The organism is Haliea sp., from assembly GCF_041395985.1.
GTDB lineage: Bacteria > Pseudomonadota > Gammaproteobacteria > Pseudomonadales > Halieaceae > Haliea.
In genome coordinates, this window is the sequence record NZ_JAWKZJ010000003.1 from 231,338 (window position 1) to 253,740 (window position 22,403).

Sequence of the window (22,403 nt, forward strand, 5' to 3'; positions counted from 1 at the left end):
GATAAAGAAAACCCATCCCAAAGGGATTTATAATGAATAACAACAGCACAACCGACCAGACCGAGACCAACAACCCCATGACTCCCGGCAAGGGACTGCTGGTGCTGCTGGGCATTATCATCGTGGTCGGGGGGTTTATCGCGCTCAATACTGCGCTCGGTGTACACGAGTTCTGGGCAGGTTTTTTGTTCCTGCTCTACTGGGCGGGCATCGAACAGTTCGCCTGGGACAAGCTGGCGGCTTGTGTGGTGGGCGCCATTGTGGGCTTACTGATGGCTTGGTTGGCCTTCACTCTGCCCGGATGGCTAGGTGATGCTGGCGGGTTGGTCTTCCTCACACTCATCCTGGCGTTGATCTACTGCCAGGTGATGGGCTGGCTGTCGGTGGCGATCAATCTGGCCACTATGCTGCTCCTAACCGCCGGCACGATTCCCGCCGTGCAAGAACACGTCAACTTTGCAGACGCCTTCATCTCACTGGGCCTGGCCTTCATCTACTTCATCGGCCTGGTGTGGGTGGGCACGCGAGTGATGGCAAAGAAAACAGCGGCAGTGCCTAGCCAGTAGCGTGGGAACACGCAGGTGAAGCGGCGGAAGTTCAACAGCGGGAAGAGAATTGCGAGTGGATTCTGAAGCGGAAATACGGCGCGCAATCTGGGAGCAACTGCAGTGCGCGACTATTGACCGACATCATGCGTGGCGCTTGCCCGTTCTGGCGAATGTAGACGAACATGGCTCACCGCAGGCGCGCACTGTGGTGTTGCGCGAGGTGCAGGAAGCGTCCCAGCGCCTGATGATTTACACCGATCATCGCAGCCCCAAGGCGCTGGCTCTGGCCGTCAATCCGTCGTCGGTACTGGTCTTCTGGAGCAAAGCACTGAGCTGGCAACTACGTGTGTCGTTGAGCGCCCGGATTGAAACCCGGGGCGAAAAGGTAGAAAAGGCCTGGGAAACCGTACGTCAAACTGCCGCTGCAGCTGATTATCTCTCGCCACAAACCCCAGGGTCACCAATGCCCGCCCATGCTGGAAAGCCTGCCGAGGAGTCTGCCTTCGCCCTCATTATCGCCAGCGTCCTCAGTATCGATTGGCTGGAACTGGGCGGTGAAGGACATCGACGAGCGTTGTTGACGCCCGATAAATTCCAATGGTTGGTTCCCTGAGCCTCTTTGCCAGGTGTAACGGGGGCTGAATGAAGAAAAGGCTAAGATGCGCATCTTGATACTGGCGAAGTTACTGCCACAGGCCGCACGCGACCTCCAGCCTGACGCCGGCTACAGTTGACGATTACAGGCGGTTGCCGCCCCAGGAGAGAAACAGTGAGTAACAGTGCTACTGAGATCGCTAATTTGCTGTATCGCTACGCTGAGTTAATGGACAGCGGCGAACTGGAAGCGGTTGCCGCTCTGTTTGATAGTGCAATGATCAAGAGCCAAGGTGCCCTCCTGGACAGCCAAGGACTACTAGAGCAATGGCGGCAATGGGTGAAAATTCACCCCAATGGTACACCGCTCACCAAACACGTTATCACCAATCCGATTATTGACGTGGACGAAGAGGCCAATGCGGCAACTTGTCGCTCCTATTACACCGTCCTGCAGGCGACTGATACCTTGCCCTTACAGGTCGTTGCTGCGGGGCGCTATCACGACGAATTCGAGCGGGCTGCGGGTCTCTGGCGGTTCCGTTATCGTGACTATTCGTTGTTCGATTTGAAGGGCGACCTCAGGGATCATCTCAACTTTCTGGTTTAGTCGTGAACCTGACTGCCCATGAACGTGTTTTCATTCGAGTGGCCACCCGCTTGTAGTAGCTCTGCGCGGCCCCGCGCGGCCTTTTTACTCAAAATAGCCGAACGGAATATCACAGTGTAGTATTGAAACAAAAGCCGTGACCGCCGCCTATGCCTGTTCTTCAGTCCCTCACTAATCGTGCCGTCTTCCAGAGCCTACGGAACACCACACTCACAATCACTGGCTCAGCATGCACCATTGGCGGTCTCATCGCTGATGTCCTGCAGCCAATAGCGCCATTCGCATTCTATATGTTCGCTATGGCCATACTTGCCTTCGTGCTTCTGTTCATTCTCTATCGTCGTGGCAATGAAGAGCTTCTGGGCAGCGTGGCCTTTAGCGGCATTGCAGCCGGTGTATTTGGCCTGATTGTTTTCTTTCAATCCGCTGAAGACGCGGAAGAAAGCGGGTTTATCGCTGCAGCCATCCCGGGCGTTGCTGAATTGCAGGCCAGCCTCGGTATCATCGACGCCAAACTCGACAGCATTGCCGAAGATACCCAAAGCCTGCGTGAAAGCGCCGCACGCCTTGAGGATAATTCCGCTCAGGTGCTCCGTACGCTGGAGGAGATGAGAGAGAACTTCGCCAGCGGCGGGTTAATCGACAAGCCGCGCTCGCCGGAAGACTACTATCACAACGCGCGGCTGCAGGAACTGGGTGGCGATTATTCTGCCGCGCGCCGCTCGTATATCAGCTATTTTCGCAGTGATTTACCGCTTCTCGATCCGCATCTCCGGTTTTTGGCGTTTCTGAAAGTGCAGGAAGGCACCGCGGGGGCTCGCGAAACCTACACAACCCTGATGGCGGGCAAGGAAGGGGGCATGCCGGCCTATGTTCGCCTGCTGCTCCTGCCAGCCCCTCAACGTGTAATGGCGCTTGAAACCTATGCAGAGCAGCACCCGCAATTTGCACCGGCTTACTACCATCTCAGCGAAGACGTTTCCGCACGCCGCCTGGGCTTTCAAACCTTCGCCGACAAGCGCACAGAACAGCGTTACCTGCAGAAGTTTCAGACGGCGGACGAAGCCGGCGGCCTGCTCAAGCACATAATCGATCAATCATTGGTGGAGGAATGGCGCAACGACGCGGCAGCGCGGCTTCAGGCGCTGAACGGCTTAGGCGAAGGTGTTCTGGAGAACCCCGTGTCTCTGTCCTTTGGCGTCAACAATTCCGGTTACACCGTCACCGTCGGCATCGCCGAGCCGGCGCTCGAAATACTGTGGAATGTGCAGGGGAGCACCGAACCGCGCAGCACCGGGGATAGCGGTGCCATCAACCCGCAAACGGGCAAGCCCATGCCGCAAATGTTTTTCACCCTTCCTGCCAGCCAGCGTGATACACGCCTTGAAATCCGCTACCGCGATATCAAAGGCGTTGTGCAGGGGCCTTATAGCTTTGAGTTCAAGGGCAAGCAGCAAAGCGAAGACGCAAACCAGCGAATTCTGGAATCGACCACAACCAGTTGGGTGAGTTTTCGGGATTACGAGGGCAAGCGCCTGCTGTACTTCACGCACCTGATGAGCTACCGCGGCAGTATCAGGAATATACAGTACGGATTAAACAGTGCTCAGCCAAACAAGAACTTTCGCTTCAAGCCCTGGAACAAGGCTGGGATGGCACCCATCGACGCCAAGACGCCTATGTATATCACCGTGCCGCGCAGTACAGACTATGTGACCGTGCAACTGACCTACAAAAGTGGCGAGCAATCCGCCGTGCAACGCTTTGACTATCCCGGCTGATGCACGAGGGTGAATCACAGGAGGAGGAAGAGTTGACGGCAGAGAAAACCAGCCTGCGGAGGCGGCTGCAGACAGTTTTTTCCGGTAATAAAACGCTCTTCGGGCGAATTTGCCAAATATTGATTCAAGCCCTGATTGTGCTCTCTATTGTGGCGTTTACCGTGGAGACCCTGCCCGACCTGCCGCAGGAGGTACGCACCAACCTGCGCAGGTTTGAAGTGTTCGTGATAACCGTATTCACCATCGAATATCTGTTGCGTCTCTGGCTTAGCGAAAGACGTCTGGCATTCATCTTCAGTTTTTATGGCCTTATCGATTTGCTGGTGATTCTGCCATTTTATCTGCAGCTCGGGCTGGATTTGCGCAGCTTGCGCATTCTCTGGTTGTTTCGGCTGTTCCGTTTATTCAAGCTCGTTCGCTACGTCGATGCCGCCAAACGCATTGGCGATGCCTTTCGCCTTGTGCGCGTTGACCTCGCCGTATTTGGCATTGGCGCGCTGTTTGTGTTTTATCTCGCCGCTGTGGGAATTTATTTCTTCGAGCGCGACGCACAGCCCGAAACCTTCGCGTCCGTGTTCCATTCTTTCTGGTGGGCACTGGCCACCCTCACGACCGTGGGTTATGGCGATGTGTACCCTGTCACCGTGGGCGGCAAGATATTCACCTTTTTTACCCTTATGATCGGGCTTGGCGTGTTCGCGGTACCCACGGGCCTGATTACCATGGCAATTGTCAGCACGCGCGAAGCCACGCTCAAGGATGACGCCAGCTGAAAAGTTCAGGCGCGTCATGGCCGGCGAGAAAAACTGCAAGCCGTGAAACGGAGATCAAGTGCGAGTTCAACACGTTCGATCCCATAGATTTCACGCACTGCAGATGACTATCAGCGCTAGCAGATCCGCGGCAATTGCTCACCACTCAGCATGTCCAGCATCTGGCTTCCACCCAACTGACTGCAGGCGATGACGCCGCGACCTTCGGACACCACGCCAATCGTTCGGGCACTGGCACTCAGACTCTCCAGAATCTCGTCTTCACGCGACGGCTCGGCAAACAGCACCATTCGGCCCTCATTGGCCATATACAGAGGATCCATACCGAATAACTCGCAGACCGAGGCCACTTTCTTGCTGACGGGCACCCGGTCGCGTTCGATAGTTATCCGCAGGGAAGCCGTTTCACTGAGCTCGGCCAGGACCGTCGCCAGGCCACCGCGAGTGAGATCGCGGATACAGTGAACAGACTCAGCCAAAGGCGATAAGCGCGCGACGGCGGGCCACAAGTGGTCGCAGTCACTTTCTATTGGAGTCTGAATCTGCAAGTCCTCACGCTGGGCGAGGATGCAGGCGCCGTGCCGTCCCAGGTCACCGGAGACAATCACCACGTCACCGGGCTGAATAAGCCGGGGATGGCAGGAAAACCTGCGTACACCGACACCGGACACGTTCAGGAACACACCGTCACCGTGACCACGCTCCACCACTTTCGTATCGCCGGTGACGATTCTGGCTCCGACTTCAGCTGCAGCCAGGGCCATGGACTGTGCCAGCGCGAATAATGACTCGGTGGGAAAACCCTCTTCGATAATCCAGCCACAGCTCAGATACGCAGGCTCGGCGCCACACACGGCGAGATCGTTGCAGGTGCCGATCACCGAAAGCTTGCCAATATCCCCACCTGGAAATACCAGCGGGCTGACGACGTAGGAGTCCGTGGTGAACACCAGGCGACTGTCGGGTGGGTCCTGAAAAACGAGATCAGCGCCATCCTGATCCGCCTGCACATCGGTCATGGCCGCAGAGAAAATATCCCGTATCAGTTGCTGGGTGAAACGACCACCGGCACCATGAGCAAGCGTAACGACGGGATATCTGGCGAAGGGGAAACGACACTCAGGCACGGTGTGCTCCTGCATTTCGGCGGTAGCGATAGTACGCCGCGCAAGCGCCCTCACCGGACACCATGGTAGCTCCCAGTGGGGAATCCGGGGTGCATTCCCTGCCGAAACGTGGACACTCATAGGGGCGGATGCGTCCAGTGAGGACGTCTCCGGCGAGGCACTCACCTGACTCCCTGGACGGTACGCCACTCAAGGCGAACTTTTCCCTGGCATCGTAGCTGGCGTAACGACCCTGCAGCTTGAGTCCGGAGGCCTCAAGCCTGCCCAAACCCCGCCAGGACTGTCCGGTCTCGCGAAAGACCTGCTTCATCAAGTTCTGTGCCTCGCGGTTCCCATTCCGGTCCACACAGCGGGCATATTGGTTTTCGACCCGGGCCTCACCGCGCTCGAGCTGTCCCAGCGCAGCCTCAATACCGAGGAGAACATCCAGTGGTTCGAAGCCGGTCACAACCACAGGCACTCCCAAACGAGCTGCAACCGCCTCGTACTCCCAATAGCCCATCACAGCACACACATGTCCCGCAGCAAGAAAGGCCTGTACCCGGTTACCGGGCGAGCCGGCTATTGCTTCAATAGCCGGTGGCACCCGAACCTGACTGACCAACAGGGAAAAGTTGTCGACGCGGGATGCCCTGGCCTGCACAACACTGAGCGCATTTACGGGTGCCGTGGTTTCAAAGCCAACCGCAAAGAAAACGACCTCGCGCCCGGGATTCTCACGCGCCAACTGCACTGCGTCCAGGGGTGAGTAAACCGTGCGGACGTCTCCTCCCATGGCTTTGCAGGCCAGTAAATCCGTATCGCTGCCTGGCACTCGCAACATGTCGGCAAAGGTCGCGAAAATCACGTCTTGCCTTCGAGCCAACTCAAGCGCCTCATCAATGCAGGCTACTGGCGTGACACAGACGGGACATCCCGGACCGTGAATCAGCTCTACTGAATCAGGCAGCAATTGATCGATACCATACCGGATAATGGCGTGAGTCTGACCGCCGCAGACCTCCATCAGGACCCACGGCCGAGTTACCAGGCCAGCGATTCGGGCAACGATCGCCTCAGCCAGCACAGGGTCCCGAAACTCCTCAAGAAACCGCATGACCGCGCTCCATCGAGGCCAGCTCATGCAGCAGGGACAAGGCGCGCTGTGCCTCCTCCTGATCCAATACCCGGATCGCGCAACCCACGTGCACAATGACGTAGTCGTCTGTTACTACCTCTGGCGTCAGGCACAGGTTAACGACACGTTCAACATCGCCGAAGCGAACCAGGGCCTGTCGCTCAAGGCCGACGCCGCTGATGCTGATGACTCTTCCGGGTATCGCTAGGCACATTGCTGAGAAACTCCGGTCTGTTTTGCACCCATGGCGAGGGCCACACACTGCCCAGCGGCAATACTTCCATCGTTGGGCGGGAGTCGCCCGGGCAGCAATAGCTTCAATCCAAGTTCCCTGGCGCCAGCAACCATCAGCTCTACCAACAGGCGATTTTGAAAAACCCCACCAGACAGCAGAACGCTATCACCACGCCCCAGACGGCACTGGCGCAGCGCCGCTCTGGCCAATGCCTGATGAAAGCCCAGGGCACGGGCAGACAGACTGACGCTACGGTCAGCAACCACCGGCAACAGCGGGCGCCAGTCCAGATCAGCGCCAACCAACGTGAAATCCATGTGCGACGCGTTGGTTGCACGGTGGCCGAGCGCTTCCCACTCCATGGCGACCTGGGCCTCGAACAGGTTTTCCTCCCGAAGCCCGGCCAGTGCGGCGAGACCCTCGATTAATCGGCCCATGCTTGAGCAGGCAATCGAACTGCCGGGATACGTCTCGCCGCTCAGGACTCTGGCGATCCTGCCTGGAAACCGGGCGATGTCGTGCCCCGCTGGCAACTGAAACGGGCGAATGCTACCCAGGCGCTGCCACTCCATTCCCGCCTCAAACTGCAGGCACTCTCCCCCCCAGACCGTGCCGTCGGGACCCAGGCCAACACCGTCCCAGGTGAGCGCCTGAAAAGGGGGGTCCGGCTGATGCTCCAGCCAAACAGCCATGGCATGGGCTACGTGGTGCGGCACCGTGAGCGCGTGGTCATCCGCCTCTACGCTAGAACCATAATCGGGGTGCAGATCAGTGACTTCAGTCCCTGCATCAATCTGGAAAAAAGCGGGCATTGTGGACTTCTGCTGGAGATAACGCTGCCTGTTGCCAGCTCCCTGAAGATCGCCGATGTACGGGCCAACGATCAGCGTATGCCTCTCTTGCATCGCGAGGTTGACCTTCAAATGCGCGCCACAACCCAGCGATGAGTGGGCTACCGGTACAGTGTGTATCTGGGGCGCCAAGCCTCGCCCAAGTCGAAGACTGACCGACTGGCCAGCCATGACCCGCAGTACGGCATCATCCAGGCCCTGTACCAGATCAAGATCGTGCAACAGGAACGCATCGGCAATGTCAGCCAACGCAGACAGTGCGGTGTCATTTTCATGAATCAGCGGCGCACCGGAAAGATTGGCACTCGTAACGACCAGAGGGCGCTGCAGCTCCCGCATTATGGAGAGCTGAATCCCGCTGCTGGGCAACATGACGCCCAGTGTACCCAAACCAGGCGCCAATGATTCGTGTATCCCGCCATACGCCCTGAGCAACACGATAGGTGCTGCAGATCCCTTAAGTGCAGCACGCTCTGCAGCCTCGGTATGGGCGTTTTCAAGCACCCATTCAAACGTCGGGGCCAGCACTGCGAGTGGTTTACTGCGTCGCTTGCGCTCCCGCAGGCGCGCAACAGCCGCCGGATTCTGCGCATCCACCAGCAAGTGGAATCCGGCACTACCTTTGACGGCAACCACACCACCGCGCTCCAGCACAGCACAGGCCTCCTGTACTGCCGCCTCGCCCTGCAGACCGTCAGCAGTGAACAACACCGGACCACAGTCCGGACAGGAAATACCCACGGCGTGGAAGCGACGGTCCAGAGGCGACTCGTACTCCTGTCGACACGCTGCGCAGAGGGAAAACCGGCTCCAGCTGGTATTGATCCGATCCCAGGGGAGCCGCCTACAAATGGAAAAGCGCGGCCCACAGGACGCGCAGCTGATAAACGGATAGTGGTAACGCCGATCGCTCTGATCGTGAAACTCGCGACGACAGTCCTCGCAGATTGCCTGATCCGCAAGCAGCGTTCCGGCGATGCCGGCGTCAGTCTGACTCGGAGCAATCACAAAGTCGCTGTGCGCTGTTGCGGCGGCCACATTCACCGAAAACTCATGCCGCTCTCCGGGCGCATTCCGGCGAAGCTCATTCAAAAACTGGTCCAGCACCGCCATCTGGCCCTGTACTGTAATGCTCACCCCTGAGGAACGATTGCGTATTTCACCCTGCAGGCCCAAGCGCTGCGCCAGCCGGTATACATAAGGCCGAAAACCCACCCCCTGGACCAGGCCGGTAACCTGAATATGGCGGCACTCAGACTTCGGCAATGTCGATACTCCTCAAGAGAATAGCCTGGGCCTGAGGATGGTTGATATCTGACGATGTTTCGACTGTGAGCTCGGCACCCTCCGCCAGGCTGCCGACAGTTTCGTTGCGAAAATGCTCGGCAAAATGTTCCGGTGAAATATGGCTCAGGGCACCCAGCCAGACCGTTACCCGTGTCACCGACGTCGCCGCTTCCCGACTGGCTAACTCGTTGATTTTTTCGAGCAAATCCCTGATCAATCCAGCCTCATGCATAGCCATACCGTCCGCTGAGTTCTGCGACAAGGCGGTCCGCGGCCGCCATCACGTCAGCGGAAAGGCCCTGCCCCTGACCAAAGCACGCGCCGGCAATAGCAATTACGGTGAAACGGTCAGGCAGGGAACCGAGTGATCGAGCCAACGCGATAGCCTCGGCCACGCCCATGGCATGTGTGCTGGCGCGCAGCCCGACGTCGGCAAGCGCCGGGTCATTCGCCTCCAACCAGATCACGCTGCCCGGGCATAACCCCGCGCCAACAGCATCCACGGCATCGATGAGCAGCAATTCATCACAGCCCTGGAACGCGGCAATAAGTCCACTGACCTCGCCGTCAGATGCCACCAGATCCAACCCCGGAAGCGCCTCGGACAATCTGCTGAAGACGTAGGGTCCAACACCGTCATCTCCGCGGTAGGAATTACCCACAGTCACAATTCTGCCCCCTCTAGCCATGACGTAACTGTAGCTTAAGGAAGTGGGTCGCACAGGAAATACAGGGATCATAGTTTCGAATCGCCTGCTCACAGAGCACAGTCAGCTCGCTCTCGGCGAGATGAAGATTGCCCGCTACCAGCTCGTGCAGGTCCTGCTCGATCGTCAGTTGGTTCTGTGAGGTTGGCGGCACAATGTTGGCCAGGGTGATAAGCCCGTCCTCACCGACTTCATAGCGGTGAAAAAGCAACCCACGCGGCGCTTCTGTGGCCGCCATCCCCACACCGCCACCCGCGGGAACCACTTCTGCCGCCCGTGCTGGAACGATAAAATCGTCTATCAGCCGAATGGCTTCGTCGAATGCCTGAAAAACTTCCAGCGCGCGCACCACGATGCTCTCAAAGGGGTTATCCACCGTGCGATCAAAACCGACTTCGCATGCGAGCTTCCGGGTCGCGCTCGAAAGGCGATCGCGATTCAGGTTGTATCGAGCCATGGGACCGACAAAGTAAGGCGTATTGTCAGGCGTGCGCACTGAGTGCAGGGCATTGCTGTGGGGCACCTGACGCTCTGAGAAATGGCTTGGGTACTGTGCCATCGCAATATCAAGCCCGCGGCTGGACACAATGCGCCCCTCGCTGAAGGGATAGTCGCTATCGTGGCGCAGTGCGACGAACTCATAGTCGCGATGCATATCCGGAATATCGAGACCGGCTGCCCAGAACACTGTCTCTGCGGCCGCGTCACGGGCCCACTTCAGTTCATCAAGCAGCGCGGTGAATGCCGCGACTTCGGGAATCTTGTAGAACCCGCCCACGCGGACATTGATGGGATGAATTTCCCGACCACCCAGCAACTTGACGATATCGTTACCCGCTTTTTTCATGCGCAGGCCGCGTTTCACCACGTCCGGATGCTCCCGAGCCAGTGTGATTGCGTCGTCGAAACCGAGGAAATCCGGTGCGTGGAGCATATAGATATGCAAAACGTGACTTTCAATCCATTCACCGCAGTACAGCAGCCGGCGTAATCGGCGGATGCCCTCGTCGGGGCGGATACCGAGCATCGCCTCCAGCGCATGCACGGCGCTCATCATGTAGGCCACGGGGCATATTCCGCAAATGCGCGCGGTGATGTCCGGCGCCTCTGTCAGTTCTCGGCCCTGCAAAAAAGCCTCGAAGAAGCGCGGCGGTTCAAAAATCTTTAACTGGACGTCCCTGAGCTCACCGTCAACCACATCCACCATCAGGGCACCCTCGCCTTCCACCCGGGCGAGATAACCCACATCAATACGCCGGGTTTTCAACCCGGCCCTGACCGGAATGTCTTTACCCGTCATGGCCACCGCTCCCTCTTTTGCTACCGGAAACATCGTCCTTTTCGCACTGCAGGGCGATGATCTGCAGCGGTTCAGCTGTAGGATTGTAGGCTCGCAGGCTGCGCCTGGCCTGGTCCAGGGTCATACCATGGTGCACTCGCAAATGGTCAATCAGCGAACCCACCTGAGCCTGCTCTTTCACCCCGAAGCAACCATAGCAACCGCGGTTGTAGGCAGGACACAATGCACCGCAGCCAGCCTGGGTAATCGGGCCCAGACAATGCTGCCCCTGGGCAACGAGTACGCAGACATTGCCCCGGGCTTTGCACTCCATACAAACGCTTTCGCGGGCGATCTGGGGACTTCGCCCGCTGGCGAAAGCCAGCACCACTTCCAGCAATTGATACTTGTCGACGGGGCAGCCATGCAGCTCGTAATCGACGGCGACATGGTCAGCGATCGGCGTAGAGGTCTCCAGCGTCGAAAGGTACTCCGGATGGGGATAGACCGTGCGGGCATAGTCACTGACATCAGCGAAGTTGCGCATAGCCTGCAGGCCACCCGCTGTGGCACAGGCGCCGATACAGATCAGGAAGCGGCTCTGCTCGCGAATCTCGGTGAGACGTTCGCGATCATGCGCGGTAGTGATAGAACCCTCCACCAGAGCGATATCGTAGGGGCCCTTCAGCATCCGTCTGGATGCCTCGGGGAAATGCACAATATCGACCCGTTCAGAGATGCTCAGCAATTCATCCTCGCAATCGAGCAGGCTTAACTGGCACCCATCGCAGGACGCAAACTTGAAAACGGCCAGTCGCGGCTGAGCAGGCATAGCCATCAGAATTCCTGCGTCATGAGATAGTGTTCCACATCAGGATAGGCGAATACCGGCCCGTCCTTGCAGAGAAAATACGGGCCCAGCTGACAATGGCCGCAGAAGCCGGTGGCACACTGCATGTGGCGTTCCAGGGAGACATGAATCGCGTCGCTGGCGACGCCGAGCTCCCGCAACCGTCTTGCGGAGAAACGCAGCATGATTTCCGGCCCACAGACCATTGCCACGGTTTGCTGCGGGTTTATACCTGCCCTCTGCACCAGGTCGGTGATAACACCGACGTCGCCGCGCCATTCGGCGGAGGCCGCGTCGACGGTTGCCAGCAACTGCAGGCCGGCATCTGATTTCCAGCGTAGCAGCTGTTCGGCATACAGCAGCTCCTCCGGGGAACGAGCGCCCAGCAACAGGGTAACTCGTCGATAGCGCTCAGGCGCAGCGAGAGCCTGAAACAGTACCGGCCGCAGTGGCGCCAATCCGATCCCACCCGCCATCAGGAGCAGTTCCCGACCTTCGGCAGCGGCCAGAGGCCAACCTCGACCGAAAGGACCACGCAGACCGATGCGGGCAGGTGGCCTGAGACCGCGCAGAGCTCGCGTCACAGTGCCTACTGCCCTGACTGTGTGCGTCAGGTGATTTCTGTCAGCCGGGTCACCGCTGATAGATATCGCCGATTCACCGATGCCGGGCAGGTAGAGCATATTGAACTGGCCCGCACGAAAGGTCCCGTAGCCTTCCGGCGGCTCGACCTGAAAAGTAAACACGAGCTCGCTTTCCTGCTGCCAGGATTGAATCTCGACGCCTTGGGGCAGCAGCGGGTCCTTCACGGGGCGTTCGCGCTCCCATACAGGTCCAGCACCTGCAGTCGCGTGGCCTCTACGCGCTGACTCATAATGTAGGAAAAGCGCTGCATGAGGGCGTACCCCATCACGGGGTCAGTATCACACTTATGGCGCAGACATTTACCGTCGAGTCGAATGGCATGCACATCCTGCATCGCTATTGCCTCAATCGACCAGCGAAACGGCGGAAACAGCCAGGACCAGCCCAGAATATCGCCGGCATCGAGCGTTTGTATGAGTAAAGCGCCCGTTGCCGACGTGTGTAGCTGCAACGCGACCCGCCCTCGCTCAATGACATAAAACTCATTGGCCGCACTGCCTTCGCTGGCTATCGTCGCACCTGACCGGAACACCACATGTTCGCCACAGCCTGCGATCAACTGCATGCAGTCCTCACTCAGTCCAGCGAAGAACGGATGGGCCCGCAACTCGTCGCCAACAGTTCTCATAGCGGCCGCCTGATCTCGGCAACTTCCTCCGTCAAATCAATGCCAACCGGACACCAACTGATGCAGCGCCCGCATCCCGTGCAGCCGGACACGCCAAATTGTAGCTCCCAGCCTGCCAGCTTGTGCGTCAACCACTGGCGATAGCGCGACTTCACACTCGGGCGTACCACACCACCGGAAAGATAGGAGTGATCGGCAGCAAAGCAGGATTCCCAGCGGCGCATGTGCGTCACCCCAAGACCGACAGGGTTTACATGCTCCCGGGTTGAGCTACAAAAACAGGTCGGGCAGACCTGGGTGCAGTTGCCGCAGGCCAGACAGCGCTCGGCGACCACATCCCAATGCGGATGATCAAGGGCGGAGTACAGTGCCTCGGCAATGCCCTCGGTGGCAAACTCGCGCTGCATCTGCAGTCGGGTCGCGGCCAGGACTTCATCCCGGGCGTCGATTTCCCCGGTTGCCGCCGCAGGGCCACCGATAGCCGAGATCATCAATTGGCCAGCTTCGGTTTGAGCCTCCACCAGGTAGTAGGGATCCTCCGGCCGCAGCTCGGTCAGGATCAGGTCGGCGCCGACACCCACTGCAGGGCCATCACCGGTAGATGCGCAAAAACAGTTACCCGAAGCCTGGGAGCAGTTGACCGCAATCAGCAGCAGGTTTTCACGGCGCGAGGCGTAGCCAGGGTCGGCAAAGTCGCCCATGAATACCCGGTCCTGAATCGAAATCGCGGCCAGCTCGCAGGCTCGGACACCGAAAAAAGCCATTTTATCGGGCTGCTCACGGCAGCTGATAAACTCCCCGTCCTGCACACGAAATATCGCCTCCTCTGGCGGAAACAGGAACTGTTTCCAGGTCGACGGGCCCAGGTTGTAACCGAAGCGACTCTGATCGTGTCTCGCGGTCAGACGATAGTGGCCGGGGGCCTGCTCGTCACCACATCCGATGGGCAGAGTTTCAATCTCATCGTAGAGTATGGCCGCATCGCCCACCCTTGGACCAAGTACGCGAACCCCCTCGGCACGCAAGCCGTCGATCAGCGCCTGTAAATCCCTTGGAGTCCAGCGTTGCATAAGCATGGCCTTCCAGTATCGGGGCAACACGCCGGCGCTGCGAAGTGCTGCGCGGCTAAACCCGTATTCTTATCACCCCGTCTATTCTGTAGAAGAATTTGTGCGGACGACACCCCGAACCGCAAAAATGCCAGTGAAGCCGGCGGAATCCCACTGAATCTTGAGGCAGGTCAATAATCCTGGCCCGCGTTGCGAACACACTGAAATCGGGACGTGGGAGGCAATGTCATGAGTAACTTCAGTTACGTTCGACTGTTCTCTGAACTGGGCATCGGTGATGTGCCTTTGGTAGGAGGCAAGAATGCCTCATTGGGCGAGATGTACAGCACACTGTCCGGCCAGGCAATACAGGTGCCGGATGGCTTTGCTACGGTGGCTGCAGCCTACTACGCATTCCTTGATCATAACGATCTTCGCAACAAGATCACCGAGGCACTGGCCCAGCTGGATATCGCGGATGTCCGCGCGTTGGCCACTGTGGGTGCCAGCATCCGCGGCTGGATTGTCGATGGTGAAATGCCTCCTGAAATCGCCGCAGAGATCAACGCCGCCTACGACATCCTGAGACAGAAAAACGGCGGCATGGACCCCGAGGTCGCCGTACGGTCATCCGCAACTGCCGAGGACATGCCTGACGCCTCATTTGCGGGGCAACAGCAGACCTACCTCAACATACAGGGCGAAGAGCACCTGCAGCGCAGCTGCAAACGGGTGCTCGCGTCACTGTTCACAGACCGCGCCATCGCCTACCGCGTGCACAAGGGCTTCGACCACATGGCAGTGGCACTGTCCGTCGGTGTACAGAACATGGTGCGTTCCGACCTTGCCTCATCCGGCGTCATGTTCAGCATCGATACGGAGAGTGGCTTTACCGACGTGGTCATGGTTACCGCCGCATACGGCCTCGGTGAAAACGTGGTCCAGGGGGCGGTTACGCCTGATGAATTCCTGGTTTACAAGAACACACTGGCGGACGGCTTTCGGCCCATCATTCGCAGGCAGCTGGGTTCGAAGGCCCTGAAGATGGTGTACAGCAAAGACGGCGTTACCGGCGTGGCTACCCGCAACGTCGAGGTGCGTCGTGAGGATCGCGAGCGCTTTGCGATCACCGACGACGAAGTGCTGCAGCTGGCCCACCTGGCAATCAGCATCGAACGCCACTACGGGAGACCCATGGATATTGAGTGGGCCAAAGATGGCCGGAGTGGCGAACTGTTCATTGTTCAGGCTCGCCCGGAGACTGTGCACTCAAACCTGGACGCCAGCAAACAGCTGAGCTACCGCCTGTCGGAAAAGGGCAAGGTCTTGCTCACCGGCAAAAGCGTGGGCGCGCGCATTGGCAGCGGCACGGTGAAAACGATACTCGATGCCTCGCACATGGCCGATATCGAAGACGGCGATGTACTCGTGACTGACATGACCGACCCTGACTGGGAGCCCATCATGAAACGTGCCAGCGCGATTGTCACCAATCGCGGCGGGCGCGTCTGCCACGCGGCTATCATTGCCCGTGAACTGGGTATTCCTGCCATCGTCGGGACTGTCGATGCAACGGATCGACTGAGCGACGGGCAGGCGGTAACGGTGTGCTGTGCCGAGGGCGAAACGGGGAAGGTCTATGACGGACGGCTATCCTTCGAGACTGTGGAGTTCAATCTTGAGGCGGGTATACGCCCACGCACAAAAATCATGATGATCGTTGGCAACCCCGGACGTGCCCTCGAGTTCAGTCGGCTGCCGAATGATGGCGTCGGCCTGGTCCGAATCGAGTTCATCATCAACGATCACATCGGCGTGCACCCCCAGGCCCTGCTGGATATCGACAAGCTTGAGCCGTCGCTACAGTCAGAGATACGCGAACGGATCGCAGGCTACGGCAGTCCCCGGGAGTTCTATGTCGGTCGTCTCGCCGAAGGAATAGGCACTATCGCGGCTGCCTTTTACCCGAAGCCAGTGATCGTGCGCATGAGCGACTTCAAGTCCAATGAATATGCGCAGTTGCTTGGTGGTGTGGACTACGAACCACGGGAGGACAACCCGATGCTCGGCTTCAGGGGGGCATCCCGTTACCACTCACCACGCTTCGCGGACTGCTTCGCCATGGAGTGCGATGCGGTAAAGCGAGTCCGCGACGTCATGGGGCTTGCCAATCTGGAGTTGATGATTCCCTTCGTCCGCAGCGTGGAAGAGGAAATCAAGGTCATGGAACTGATGGCGGGACAAGGTCTGCGCCGGGGAGAGAATGGCCTGCGTATTCATCTCATGTGCGAAATCCCGGCCAATGCATTGCTGGCAGAGCGCTTTCTGGAGCATTGCGATGGCTTTTCGATTGGCTCAAATGACCTGACACAACTCACACTCGGGGTAGACCGGGATTCAGAACTCCTGACGGAGTTCGATGAGCGCAACGACGCCGTTGCCGCACTTATGGGGATGGCCATTCGGGCCTGCAAGAAAGCGGGGAAATACATCGGTATCTGTGGGCAGGCGCCGTCTGATTTTCCCGAGATAACCCGCTGGCTCGTAGAGCAGGACATTGAATCCATCGCGCTGAATCCCGACAGTATTCTGAAAATGACACAGCTGGTTCTGGACGTGGAATCAGGCGTGGCCCGCATGACACCACAACCCAATGACTCTGGAACGCAGCAATTATGACAACTCTCACCCTGGCGATCAGCGGCAGTGGTGGCGCCGGCGCAATCTCGACCGGTGAACTGGTCCTGCGGCTGTATGCGGAGGTCGGCGGCTACGGCATGCTGAAAAAGACCTTCAGCCCACAGATCCGCGGTGGCGAATCAGCCGCCATCTTGCGCCTGGGCGACGCGCCGGTATCGACGATACCGGCTACGATTGACCTGCTGGTTGCGTTGGACTGGCAGAACTTTGCACGTTTTGCCGATGAAGTGCCGATCAGCGCCAGCACCCTGGTCCTGCATACCGGCACCGACGTCCCTCCACCCGGGGTCACCCCCGACAATCTCCTGACTGTTGACGCCCCAGGGATTGCTGCCACCGCGGACTCGGGGTGGCTGAACATGGTGTTTTTCGGGATGCTCGCCAGCGGCCTGGGTTGCACATGCGCCGCGGCGGAGACGCTACTGCGCGCGCGCCTCGAAAAACACGACGATGCAGTGCTGGATGCCGCCTGCCGGGCACTGCAGGCCGGGTTTGCCCAGGCACTGCCGGATCCGTTACGGGAACTCCTCGCCACATTACCGGTGCCCGCGGCGACTGCCCCCGGGCAGCCCCAACGCTGGCTTGCCAGCGGCAACCAGATGGCGGCGCTGGGCGCGCTTGAGGCCGGGGTACGTTTTGTCGCGGCCTATCCCATCACACCCGCGTCCGACCTGCTGGAGTGGCTGGCCCACCATATCGAGCACTACGGCGGCCATCTGGTGCAGGCCGAAGATGAACTCGCGGCCATCAACATGGTGATTGGCGCAGGGTTTGGTGGCGTGCCGGCCATGACCGCCACCTCTGGCCCCGGAATGGCGCTGATGAGCGAGGCCATGGGACTCGCAGTCGCCAGCGAGACCGCGGCAGTGGTGGTCGATGTCATGCGCGGCGGCCCTTCCACGGGTATTCCCACCAAGAGCGAACAGAGCGACCTGAACCTGGCGCTCTACGGCATGCACGGTGATGCCCCGCATATTGTGCTGGCGGCACAGTCGATCGCCGACTGCCACTTCACTGCCGCGTGGGCGGTGCATCTGGCAACCCGCCTGCAAACCCTGGTGATCGTGCTAAGCGACCAGTCCCTTGGCCAGTCCATTCAGGTGATTGATGCGCCCGGGAGCGACTGCCCACGGGCCGCCGTCGACAGCTCGCAAGAAGCAGAACCCTACTTGCGCTATCGCGACACGGATTCGGGTGTGTCGCCGCTGGCCCTACCCGGTGAGCCGGGCCACATGTATACCGCCGATGGCCTCGAACACAGCGAGAATGCCATCCCGTCACCGCGTGCCCGGGACCACCGCATGCAGCTGGATAAACGCTGGCGCAAGCTCGCCGACTGGGACTTCGGTGGGCACTGGGCCGAACTCGTCGGCCAGGTGGACCAGCGCCCCGTGATCCTTTGTATGGGGTCGGTCACCGCCACCGCGCTGGAGGCGCAGGCGGCCATGGCAGGCGCTGGGCGCGAGGTCGCGGTGCTCAGTCTGCGCCTGCTGGCGCCGCTGCCCACGAAACAGCTGGCAACCCTGCTTGCGTCCGGCACCCGACTTCTGGTGGTAGAGCACAACCATGGGGCACAGCTTTGGCACTACCTGCGCTCCCTGCTGCCGCAACTCGCCTTCGAGAGCCTGGCGCTGCCCGGGCCCACAGCGATCCAACCCCGGGACATCTACACAGCACTGGAGGCGGCCAATGCCACTTAAAGCGAGAGACTACAAATCCGGGATCAAGCCTATCTGGTGCCCGGGTTGTGGCCACTACAGTGTGCTCAACGCAATCACCAAGGCCATGGCTGCGCGCGAGGTTGCCAGCCACAATACGGCGATCGTCTCCGGCATTGGCTGCTCCTCGCGCCTGCCCGCCTACGTCAGCAGCTACGGTTTCCACGGTGTGCACGGGCGGGCACTACCCCTGGCCGCCGGCCTGAAAGTGGCGCGCCCCGATCTCGAGGTAGTCGCAGTGGGCGGCGATGGCGACGGCTTTTCGATTGGCGGCAACCACTTCCTCCACGCCTGCCGCCGCAACGTGAATATTGTCTACATTGCAATGGACAACGAGGTCTACGGCATGACCAAGGGGCAGGCATCTCCCACCAGTCCGGAATCCTGGCTGGATGGCAAACTGACCCCTCACGGCACCGAGATGCGCGCCTTCCAGCCCTGCGCCATCGCCCTGGCCAGCGGTGCCGGCTTTATCGCCCGTGGCTACAGCGGGGATCCCAACGGCCTGGCACAGCTTATCTTTGAGGCCATGGCCTTTCCCGGCTTTGCCTTCATTCACGTGCTCAGCCAGTGCGTGACCTTTGTACCAGAGCAAACTGCCTGGAAACAGCGCGTGCACCCTGTGGAGGGCACGCCTGCAACCGCCGCGGAGGCTGCAGCGCTGATTCACGCGGACGACGGTTTCGGCAAGGGTATTCTGTACCGCAATCCGCGGCCCGTATGGCCGCGGATGCATCCACAGGCTGGCGGGGGGGAAGATCCACGAGCGGGGTTTGCACTGTGAATAACGATCTGATCACGGATTTGTCCCTGTTCCTCGCCCACAGCCTGGAACTGGAACAGGAATCTGCCGAGCGTTTGCGCGAATTTGCCGACACGATGCGTCACCACCGGCAGCAGGCCCTGGCAGCACTGTTCGACGAGTTGGCCACCTACAGTGACCTGCACGCGCAAGAGGTCGCCGCCATCTGTGCCAGCCACGACCTGCCGCGTCTCAAGCCCTGGGAGTTCGCCTGGCCCGACGAAGAGCCGCCGGAGACCGGCGCCTATGCCGACCTGCGCTACGAAATGCAGCCGGAGACGGCACTGGGCCTGATGATCAGGCAGGAAACCGCAGCGGCGGATTTTTACGCCGACGTTGCGGCCCGCTCAACAGACCCGGAGATCGTGAAATACGCCGCGGAGTTTGCGGCGGAGGAGCGCGAGCACGCTAGCCTCCTGCAGGCGAGGCTGGCAACGCTGCAGCGAGAGAACAGTGCGGCGCCGCCGGCGCCGGACATCGACCCGCCCCACCAGCCGGATTAGGCAGCCAGGTCCGCCAATACCCCCTACACCCTGCCCAGCCAGCTGGCGAGCTGATCCGAAACGCGCGGGTCGCATAACATGCCCAGGTGACCAAGATCGTACAGGATGCGTGTGTTCTCACGGTTCAACCCGAGATCGTGTCGCGGGTTGGCGTGCCTGCCGGTGGCACTTGAGGGATGCACAAGGCCATCGCCCAGCAACCTGCCTAGCCGTTCTCCGGGTTTTTTTGACAGGGTTGCTGCGATTGCGTAGTGCTCTATGCCCTCAGCCAGTGGCGTGGGAACGCGGTAATCGCCATTGTCGCTGTCCGCGTCGTGGTGTTGCCAGTCTTCATCGCGCAGGTTGCCGTGGCGCAAATCGATAATACCGTCGCTGCGAATCCTGCCCAGCACGGCGAATGGGGCGGTATAGGGGCTGTAAGTCAGCAGTTTCTGTAGCCAAAAGCCGCCGCGCTCCAGCACCGCGCCATGATGGGGCGTGCCGATGTAGACAGCCTTGTCGACCTGGTTGATCCAGCCCAGCTGCCGCTGTTGTGCACGGAGCATGGCGCTGCGGGCAACCAGCCCCCCCATGCTGAATCCAATCAGGGTGATGGACTCCACCGGCAACGGCCAGCCGGCCACCAGTGCGTCGAGCGCCGCGGACAGCTCCCGGCCATTGTCGGAGATGTGCTTCCCGGAGTTGTAGGACACATAGACGGGGGTGAAACCATGCTGGTTGGCCAGCGTCTCGATGTGGTTCTGGTTCTGCCAGGTCCATTCCTGATCATTCATGCTCAGGCCGTGGATAGCAATCAGCAGGCGCCCACCCGGCTTGCGGATGTTGTCGCTGGGCCCTGCCCGGCCGACACGCAGGCGCGTCTGTATCGCCAGCGGATTGCCCGTGCGCGCCAGGTGATCGCCACAGACACCATTCAGCGCGGCGATGACCGCCTCCCTGCGCGGGCCCGGTGGCGCGATGCTGTCAAGTCGCGGCGCAACCTGCTTGAGCACAAGATCCAGGCTGCTTCGGCTGATGCCGCTGACCTGGCGGATCGCTGTATGCACGAAGCCTGCGATGCCGGGTGCCGGCCCCTCCGGGGACTTGCCCAGGGGCCAGGCGCCCGCCGCGATGTTCCGATACATGCCTTCGACAATGTGTGTAACGCCATCGACGGCATCAAACGCCAGGTGTGTGCTGCCCCGCAGGGCCTTACCGGTTTCCATGACATCGACTCCGTGGACCTGGAGCTGAGAGCATAGCGCATTTACCGGTGCAACGCCGTCTCACCGAATGGTGTCACGCCGCCGGCGAGCGAGACGACGCAGATACCAGTGCCGGTGGCAACAGCGAACAGAAGCCCTGCTTCATTCAAGGCGCATGCTGTCGATCAACTCCTGCAATTCGCCGTTCTCGCGCATGGCCTCGATTTCTGCACGCAGGTCGGCCGCAGCCTCAGGGCTCTCAGCCCCCAACAGAAAGCGCACCGGCTCATCGCGCAGCACCGCATTGTCAGCGCGCTCGAGCTTGTTGTGGCGGATCATGCCTTTCAGGGAATCCACATAGTCCTGGCCCCGTTCGGAGTAACGCAGCAGGCCATCAGCCAGCCGCAATGAAGAGAGCGGCTCGCCACGCGCGCGCATGTCAGCGCGCAGTTGCCGGAAATCCTCATAGGCGGGGTGAGACATCAGGTTGATGAAATAGCCACGCACGCTGTCGAAGGGCCAGTCAAAAGCCTTGATGGAGTAGTCGCCCTTGTAGGCGCGGTGTTCCTTCGCCTTGATGCCATCACCCTGATACGTCCACTGACCGAACAGCGAATTGCCCTCCACCGCGAAACGCGAGGTGCCATAGCCACTCTCGTAGGCCGCCTGCCCCAGTACCAGACCCGCAGGAACGACATCAACACGGTAGAGCAGGCTGCTGATCATCTCCTTCAGCTCCGGGTTGTTCTCCTGCAGTGCAGCGACATGCTCTGCCGTCTCACCGGGCAACAGCAGTGACAGTCGGCGCAGCAGGGTGAGGCTCTGCTCCGACACCCTACCCTCGCTGGCCAGTTCCCGCTGTGCCTGCTCCAACCCCGCGCGAAATTCCATCACCATATGGTTGGCGTGCAGCACCTGCGGCAGCATCAGGCGATAGAAGAGCGCCTTCTTGTCTTGCACCGGGATACTCTTCGACGCTTCCTGCCAACTCGGCCTGATCGCGGTAATCAGCAGGCGCGGCACGTCCAATGGCTCATCGGCCTTGGCTTCACCCCACCAGCTCTCCTTCTCCAACAGTGCGATCATGTCCTGCAGTGACGCAGACACGAGCACCTCTGCGTCGCTGGTCGCCCGTGCCGCAGCAGAGTCTTCGGGGGCTGTCAGCTCGTCTCCCGGAGCCCCCGCGTCCGAATCCGGCGTTTTGTCACCGCTGCAGCCGCTCAACAGTAAAGACACAAGGCACATTGCCAGTATGTGGAGTCCTCGCAAGGGCATGCAGTTGATCTCACTCTGAGGGTAGCGCCCCGATTATGCCCACGCCGGGGCGGCAAACGTCAATCCCCCTGTCATAAAGGGTTGCCGTCCAAGTGCGTTACAATGCGGGCCTTCTGTGGAGCACGCTTCGGGCACTGGAG

22 protein-coding genes are annotated in these 22,403 nt (G+C 59.9%); 9 read left to right on the top strand and 13 right to left on the bottom strand.

The window, feature by feature from the left end:
- Positions 1–32: 32 nt before the first annotated feature.
- The 5 genes from R3E49_RS07490 to R3E49_RS07510 all read left to right on the top strand — a co-directional run bounded on the left by R3E49_RS07490 (position 33) and on the right by R3E49_RS07510 (position 4,306).
- The gene (locus R3E49_RS07490; protein WP_371294481.1) at positions 33–566 is read left to right on the top strand and encodes a hypothetical protein; all 534 of its coding nucleotides are present in this window, start codon (positions 33–35) and stop codon (positions 564–566) included.
- A 55-nt stretch (positions 567–621) separates the two neighbouring features.
- A complete protein-coding gene (locus R3E49_RS07495; RefSeq protein ID WP_371294482.1) occupies positions 622–1,161 on the top strand; it encodes a pyridoxamine 5'-phosphate oxidase family protein in 540 nt (179 codons plus the stop codon).
- Between the two features lie 156 nt (positions 1,162–1,317).
- Positions 1,318–1,752: a nuclear transport factor 2 family protein gene (locus R3E49_RS07500; RefSeq protein ID WP_371294483.1), complete on the top strand. Its 435-nt coding sequence runs from the start codon at positions 1,318–1,320 to the stop codon at positions 1,750–1,752.
- A 299-nt stretch (positions 1,753–2,051) separates the two neighbouring features.
- Positions 2,052–3,533 (top strand): hypothetical protein, encoded by a 1,482-nt coding sequence (locus R3E49_RS07505; RefSeq protein ID WP_371294484.1) that lies wholly within the window; start codon positions 2,052–2,054, stop codon positions 3,531–3,533.
- Positions 3,533–4,306, top strand: a complete 774-nt coding sequence (locus R3E49_RS07510) for an ion transporter (RefSeq protein ID WP_371294485.1) — start codon at positions 3,533–3,535, stop codon at positions 4,304–4,306. The genes R3E49_RS07505 and R3E49_RS07510 overlap by 1 nt, the downstream gene beginning before the upstream one ends.
- 116 nt (positions 4,307–4,422) lie before the next feature.
- On the opposite strand, the gene hypE is transcribed toward R3E49_RS07510, so the two are convergent.
- Genes hypE through R3E49_RS07565 form a run of 11 tightly spaced genes read right to left on the bottom strand, consistent with a single transcriptional unit; the run spans position 4,423 to position 14,108 of the window.
- Positions 4,423–5,433 (bottom strand): hydrogenase expression/formation protein HypE, encoded by a 1,011-nt coding sequence (gene hypE / locus R3E49_RS07515; protein WP_371294486.1) that lies wholly within the window; start codon positions 5,431–5,433, stop codon positions 4,423–4,425.
- Positions 5,426–6,529, bottom strand: a complete 1,104-nt coding sequence (gene hypD / locus R3E49_RS07520) for a hydrogenase formation protein HypD (RefSeq protein ID WP_371294487.1) — start codon at positions 6,527–6,529, stop codon at positions 5,426–5,428. Before hypD ends, hypE begins: the two co-directional genes overlap by 8 nt.
- Positions 6,516–6,764, bottom strand: coding sequence for a HypC/HybG/HupF family hydrogenase formation chaperone (locus R3E49_RS07525; RefSeq protein WP_371294488.1), 249 nt, complete (start codon positions 6,762–6,764; stop codon positions 6,516–6,518). The genes hypD and R3E49_RS07525 overlap by 14 nt, the downstream gene beginning before the upstream one ends.
- Positions 6,755–8,902 carry a carbamoyltransferase HypF gene (gene hypF / locus R3E49_RS07530; protein ID WP_371294489.1) on the bottom strand — a complete coding sequence of 716 codons (2,148 nt, stop codon included), beginning with the start codon at positions 8,900–8,902 and terminating at the stop codon, positions 6,755–6,757. Before hypF ends, R3E49_RS07525 begins: the two co-directional genes overlap by 10 nt.
- Positions 8,889–9,140 carry a hydrogenase/urease maturation nickel metallochaperone HypA gene (locus tag R3E49_RS07535; RefSeq protein WP_371294490.1) on the bottom strand — a complete coding sequence of 84 codons (252 nt, stop codon included), beginning with the start codon at positions 9,138–9,140 and terminating at the stop codon, positions 8,889–8,891. Before R3E49_RS07535 ends, hypF begins: the two co-directional genes overlap by 14 nt.
- A gap of 7 nt (positions 9,141–9,147) precedes the next feature.
- Positions 9,148–9,585, bottom strand: coding sequence for a hydrogenase maturation protease (locus R3E49_RS07540; RefSeq protein ID WP_371294491.1), 438 nt, complete (start codon positions 9,583–9,585; stop codon positions 9,148–9,150).
- Positions 9,586–9,604: 19 nt separating this feature from the next.
- Positions 9,605–10,930 carry a Ni/Fe hydrogenase subunit alpha gene (locus tag R3E49_RS07545; protein ID WP_371294492.1) on the bottom strand — a complete coding sequence of 442 codons (1,326 nt, stop codon included), beginning with the start codon at positions 10,928–10,930 and terminating at the stop codon, positions 9,605–9,607.
- Entirely contained in the window at positions 10,920–11,747 is an 828-nt protein-coding gene (locus R3E49_RS07550) for an oxidoreductase (protein ID WP_371294493.1), read from the bottom strand. Before R3E49_RS07550 ends, R3E49_RS07545 begins: the two co-directional genes overlap by 11 nt.
- Entirely contained in the window at positions 11,747–12,568 is an 822-nt protein-coding gene (locus R3E49_RS07555; RefSeq protein ID WP_371294494.1) for an FAD/NAD(P)-binding protein, read from the bottom strand. The genes R3E49_RS07550 and R3E49_RS07555 overlap by 1 nt, the downstream gene beginning before the upstream one ends.
- A complete protein-coding gene (locus tag R3E49_RS07560; RefSeq protein WP_371294495.1) occupies positions 12,565–13,032 on the bottom strand; it encodes a cyclic nucleotide-binding domain-containing protein in 468 nt (155 codons plus the stop codon). The genes R3E49_RS07555 and R3E49_RS07560 overlap by 4 nt, the downstream gene beginning before the upstream one ends.
- Entirely contained in the window at positions 13,029–14,108 is a 1,080-nt protein-coding gene (locus tag R3E49_RS07565) for a 4Fe-4S dicluster domain-containing protein (protein WP_371294496.1), read from the bottom strand. Before R3E49_RS07565 ends, R3E49_RS07560 begins: the two co-directional genes overlap by 4 nt.
- 222 nt (positions 14,109–14,330) lie before the next feature.
- On the opposite strand from R3E49_RS07565, the gene ppsA reads away from it, so the two are divergent.
- The 4 genes from ppsA to R3E49_RS07585 are packed head-to-tail and all read left to right on the top strand — an operon-like array spanning position 14,331 to position 19,804.
- The gene (gene ppsA, locus R3E49_RS07570; RefSeq protein ID WP_371294497.1) at positions 14,331–16,760 is read left to right on the top strand and encodes a phosphoenolpyruvate synthase; all 2,430 of its coding nucleotides are present in this window, start codon (positions 14,331–14,333) and stop codon (positions 16,758–16,760) included.
- Positions 16,757–18,481 carry a 2-oxoacid:acceptor oxidoreductase subunit alpha gene (locus R3E49_RS07575; RefSeq protein WP_371294498.1) on the top strand — a complete coding sequence of 575 codons (1,725 nt, stop codon included), beginning with the start codon at positions 16,757–16,759 and terminating at the stop codon, positions 18,479–18,481. The genes ppsA and R3E49_RS07575 overlap by 4 nt, the downstream gene beginning before the upstream one ends.
- A complete protein-coding gene (locus tag R3E49_RS07580; protein ID WP_371294499.1) occupies positions 18,471–19,283 on the top strand; it encodes a thiamine pyrophosphate-dependent enzyme in 813 nt (270 codons plus the stop codon). Before R3E49_RS07575 ends, R3E49_RS07580 begins: the two co-directional genes overlap by 11 nt.
- Positions 19,280–19,804, top strand: a complete 525-nt coding sequence (locus R3E49_RS07585; protein WP_371294500.1) for a ferritin family protein — start codon at positions 19,280–19,282, stop codon at positions 19,802–19,804. Before R3E49_RS07580 ends, R3E49_RS07585 begins: the two co-directional genes overlap by 4 nt.
- Before the next feature lie 23 nt (positions 19,805–19,827).
- Here R3E49_RS07585 and R3E49_RS07590 read toward each other — a convergent pair whose 3' ends face one another.
- A complete protein-coding gene (locus R3E49_RS07590; RefSeq protein WP_371294501.1) occupies positions 19,828–21,009 on the bottom strand; it encodes an esterase/lipase family protein in 1,182 nt (393 codons plus the stop codon).
- A 141-nt stretch (positions 21,010–21,150) separates the two neighbouring features.
- Complete coding sequence (locus R3E49_RS07595; protein WP_371294502.1) at positions 21,151–22,224, bottom strand: glucosaminidase domain-containing protein; 1,074 nt, start codon at positions 22,222–22,224, stop codon at positions 21,151–21,153.
- Positions 22,225–22,403: the final 179 nt, after the last annotated feature.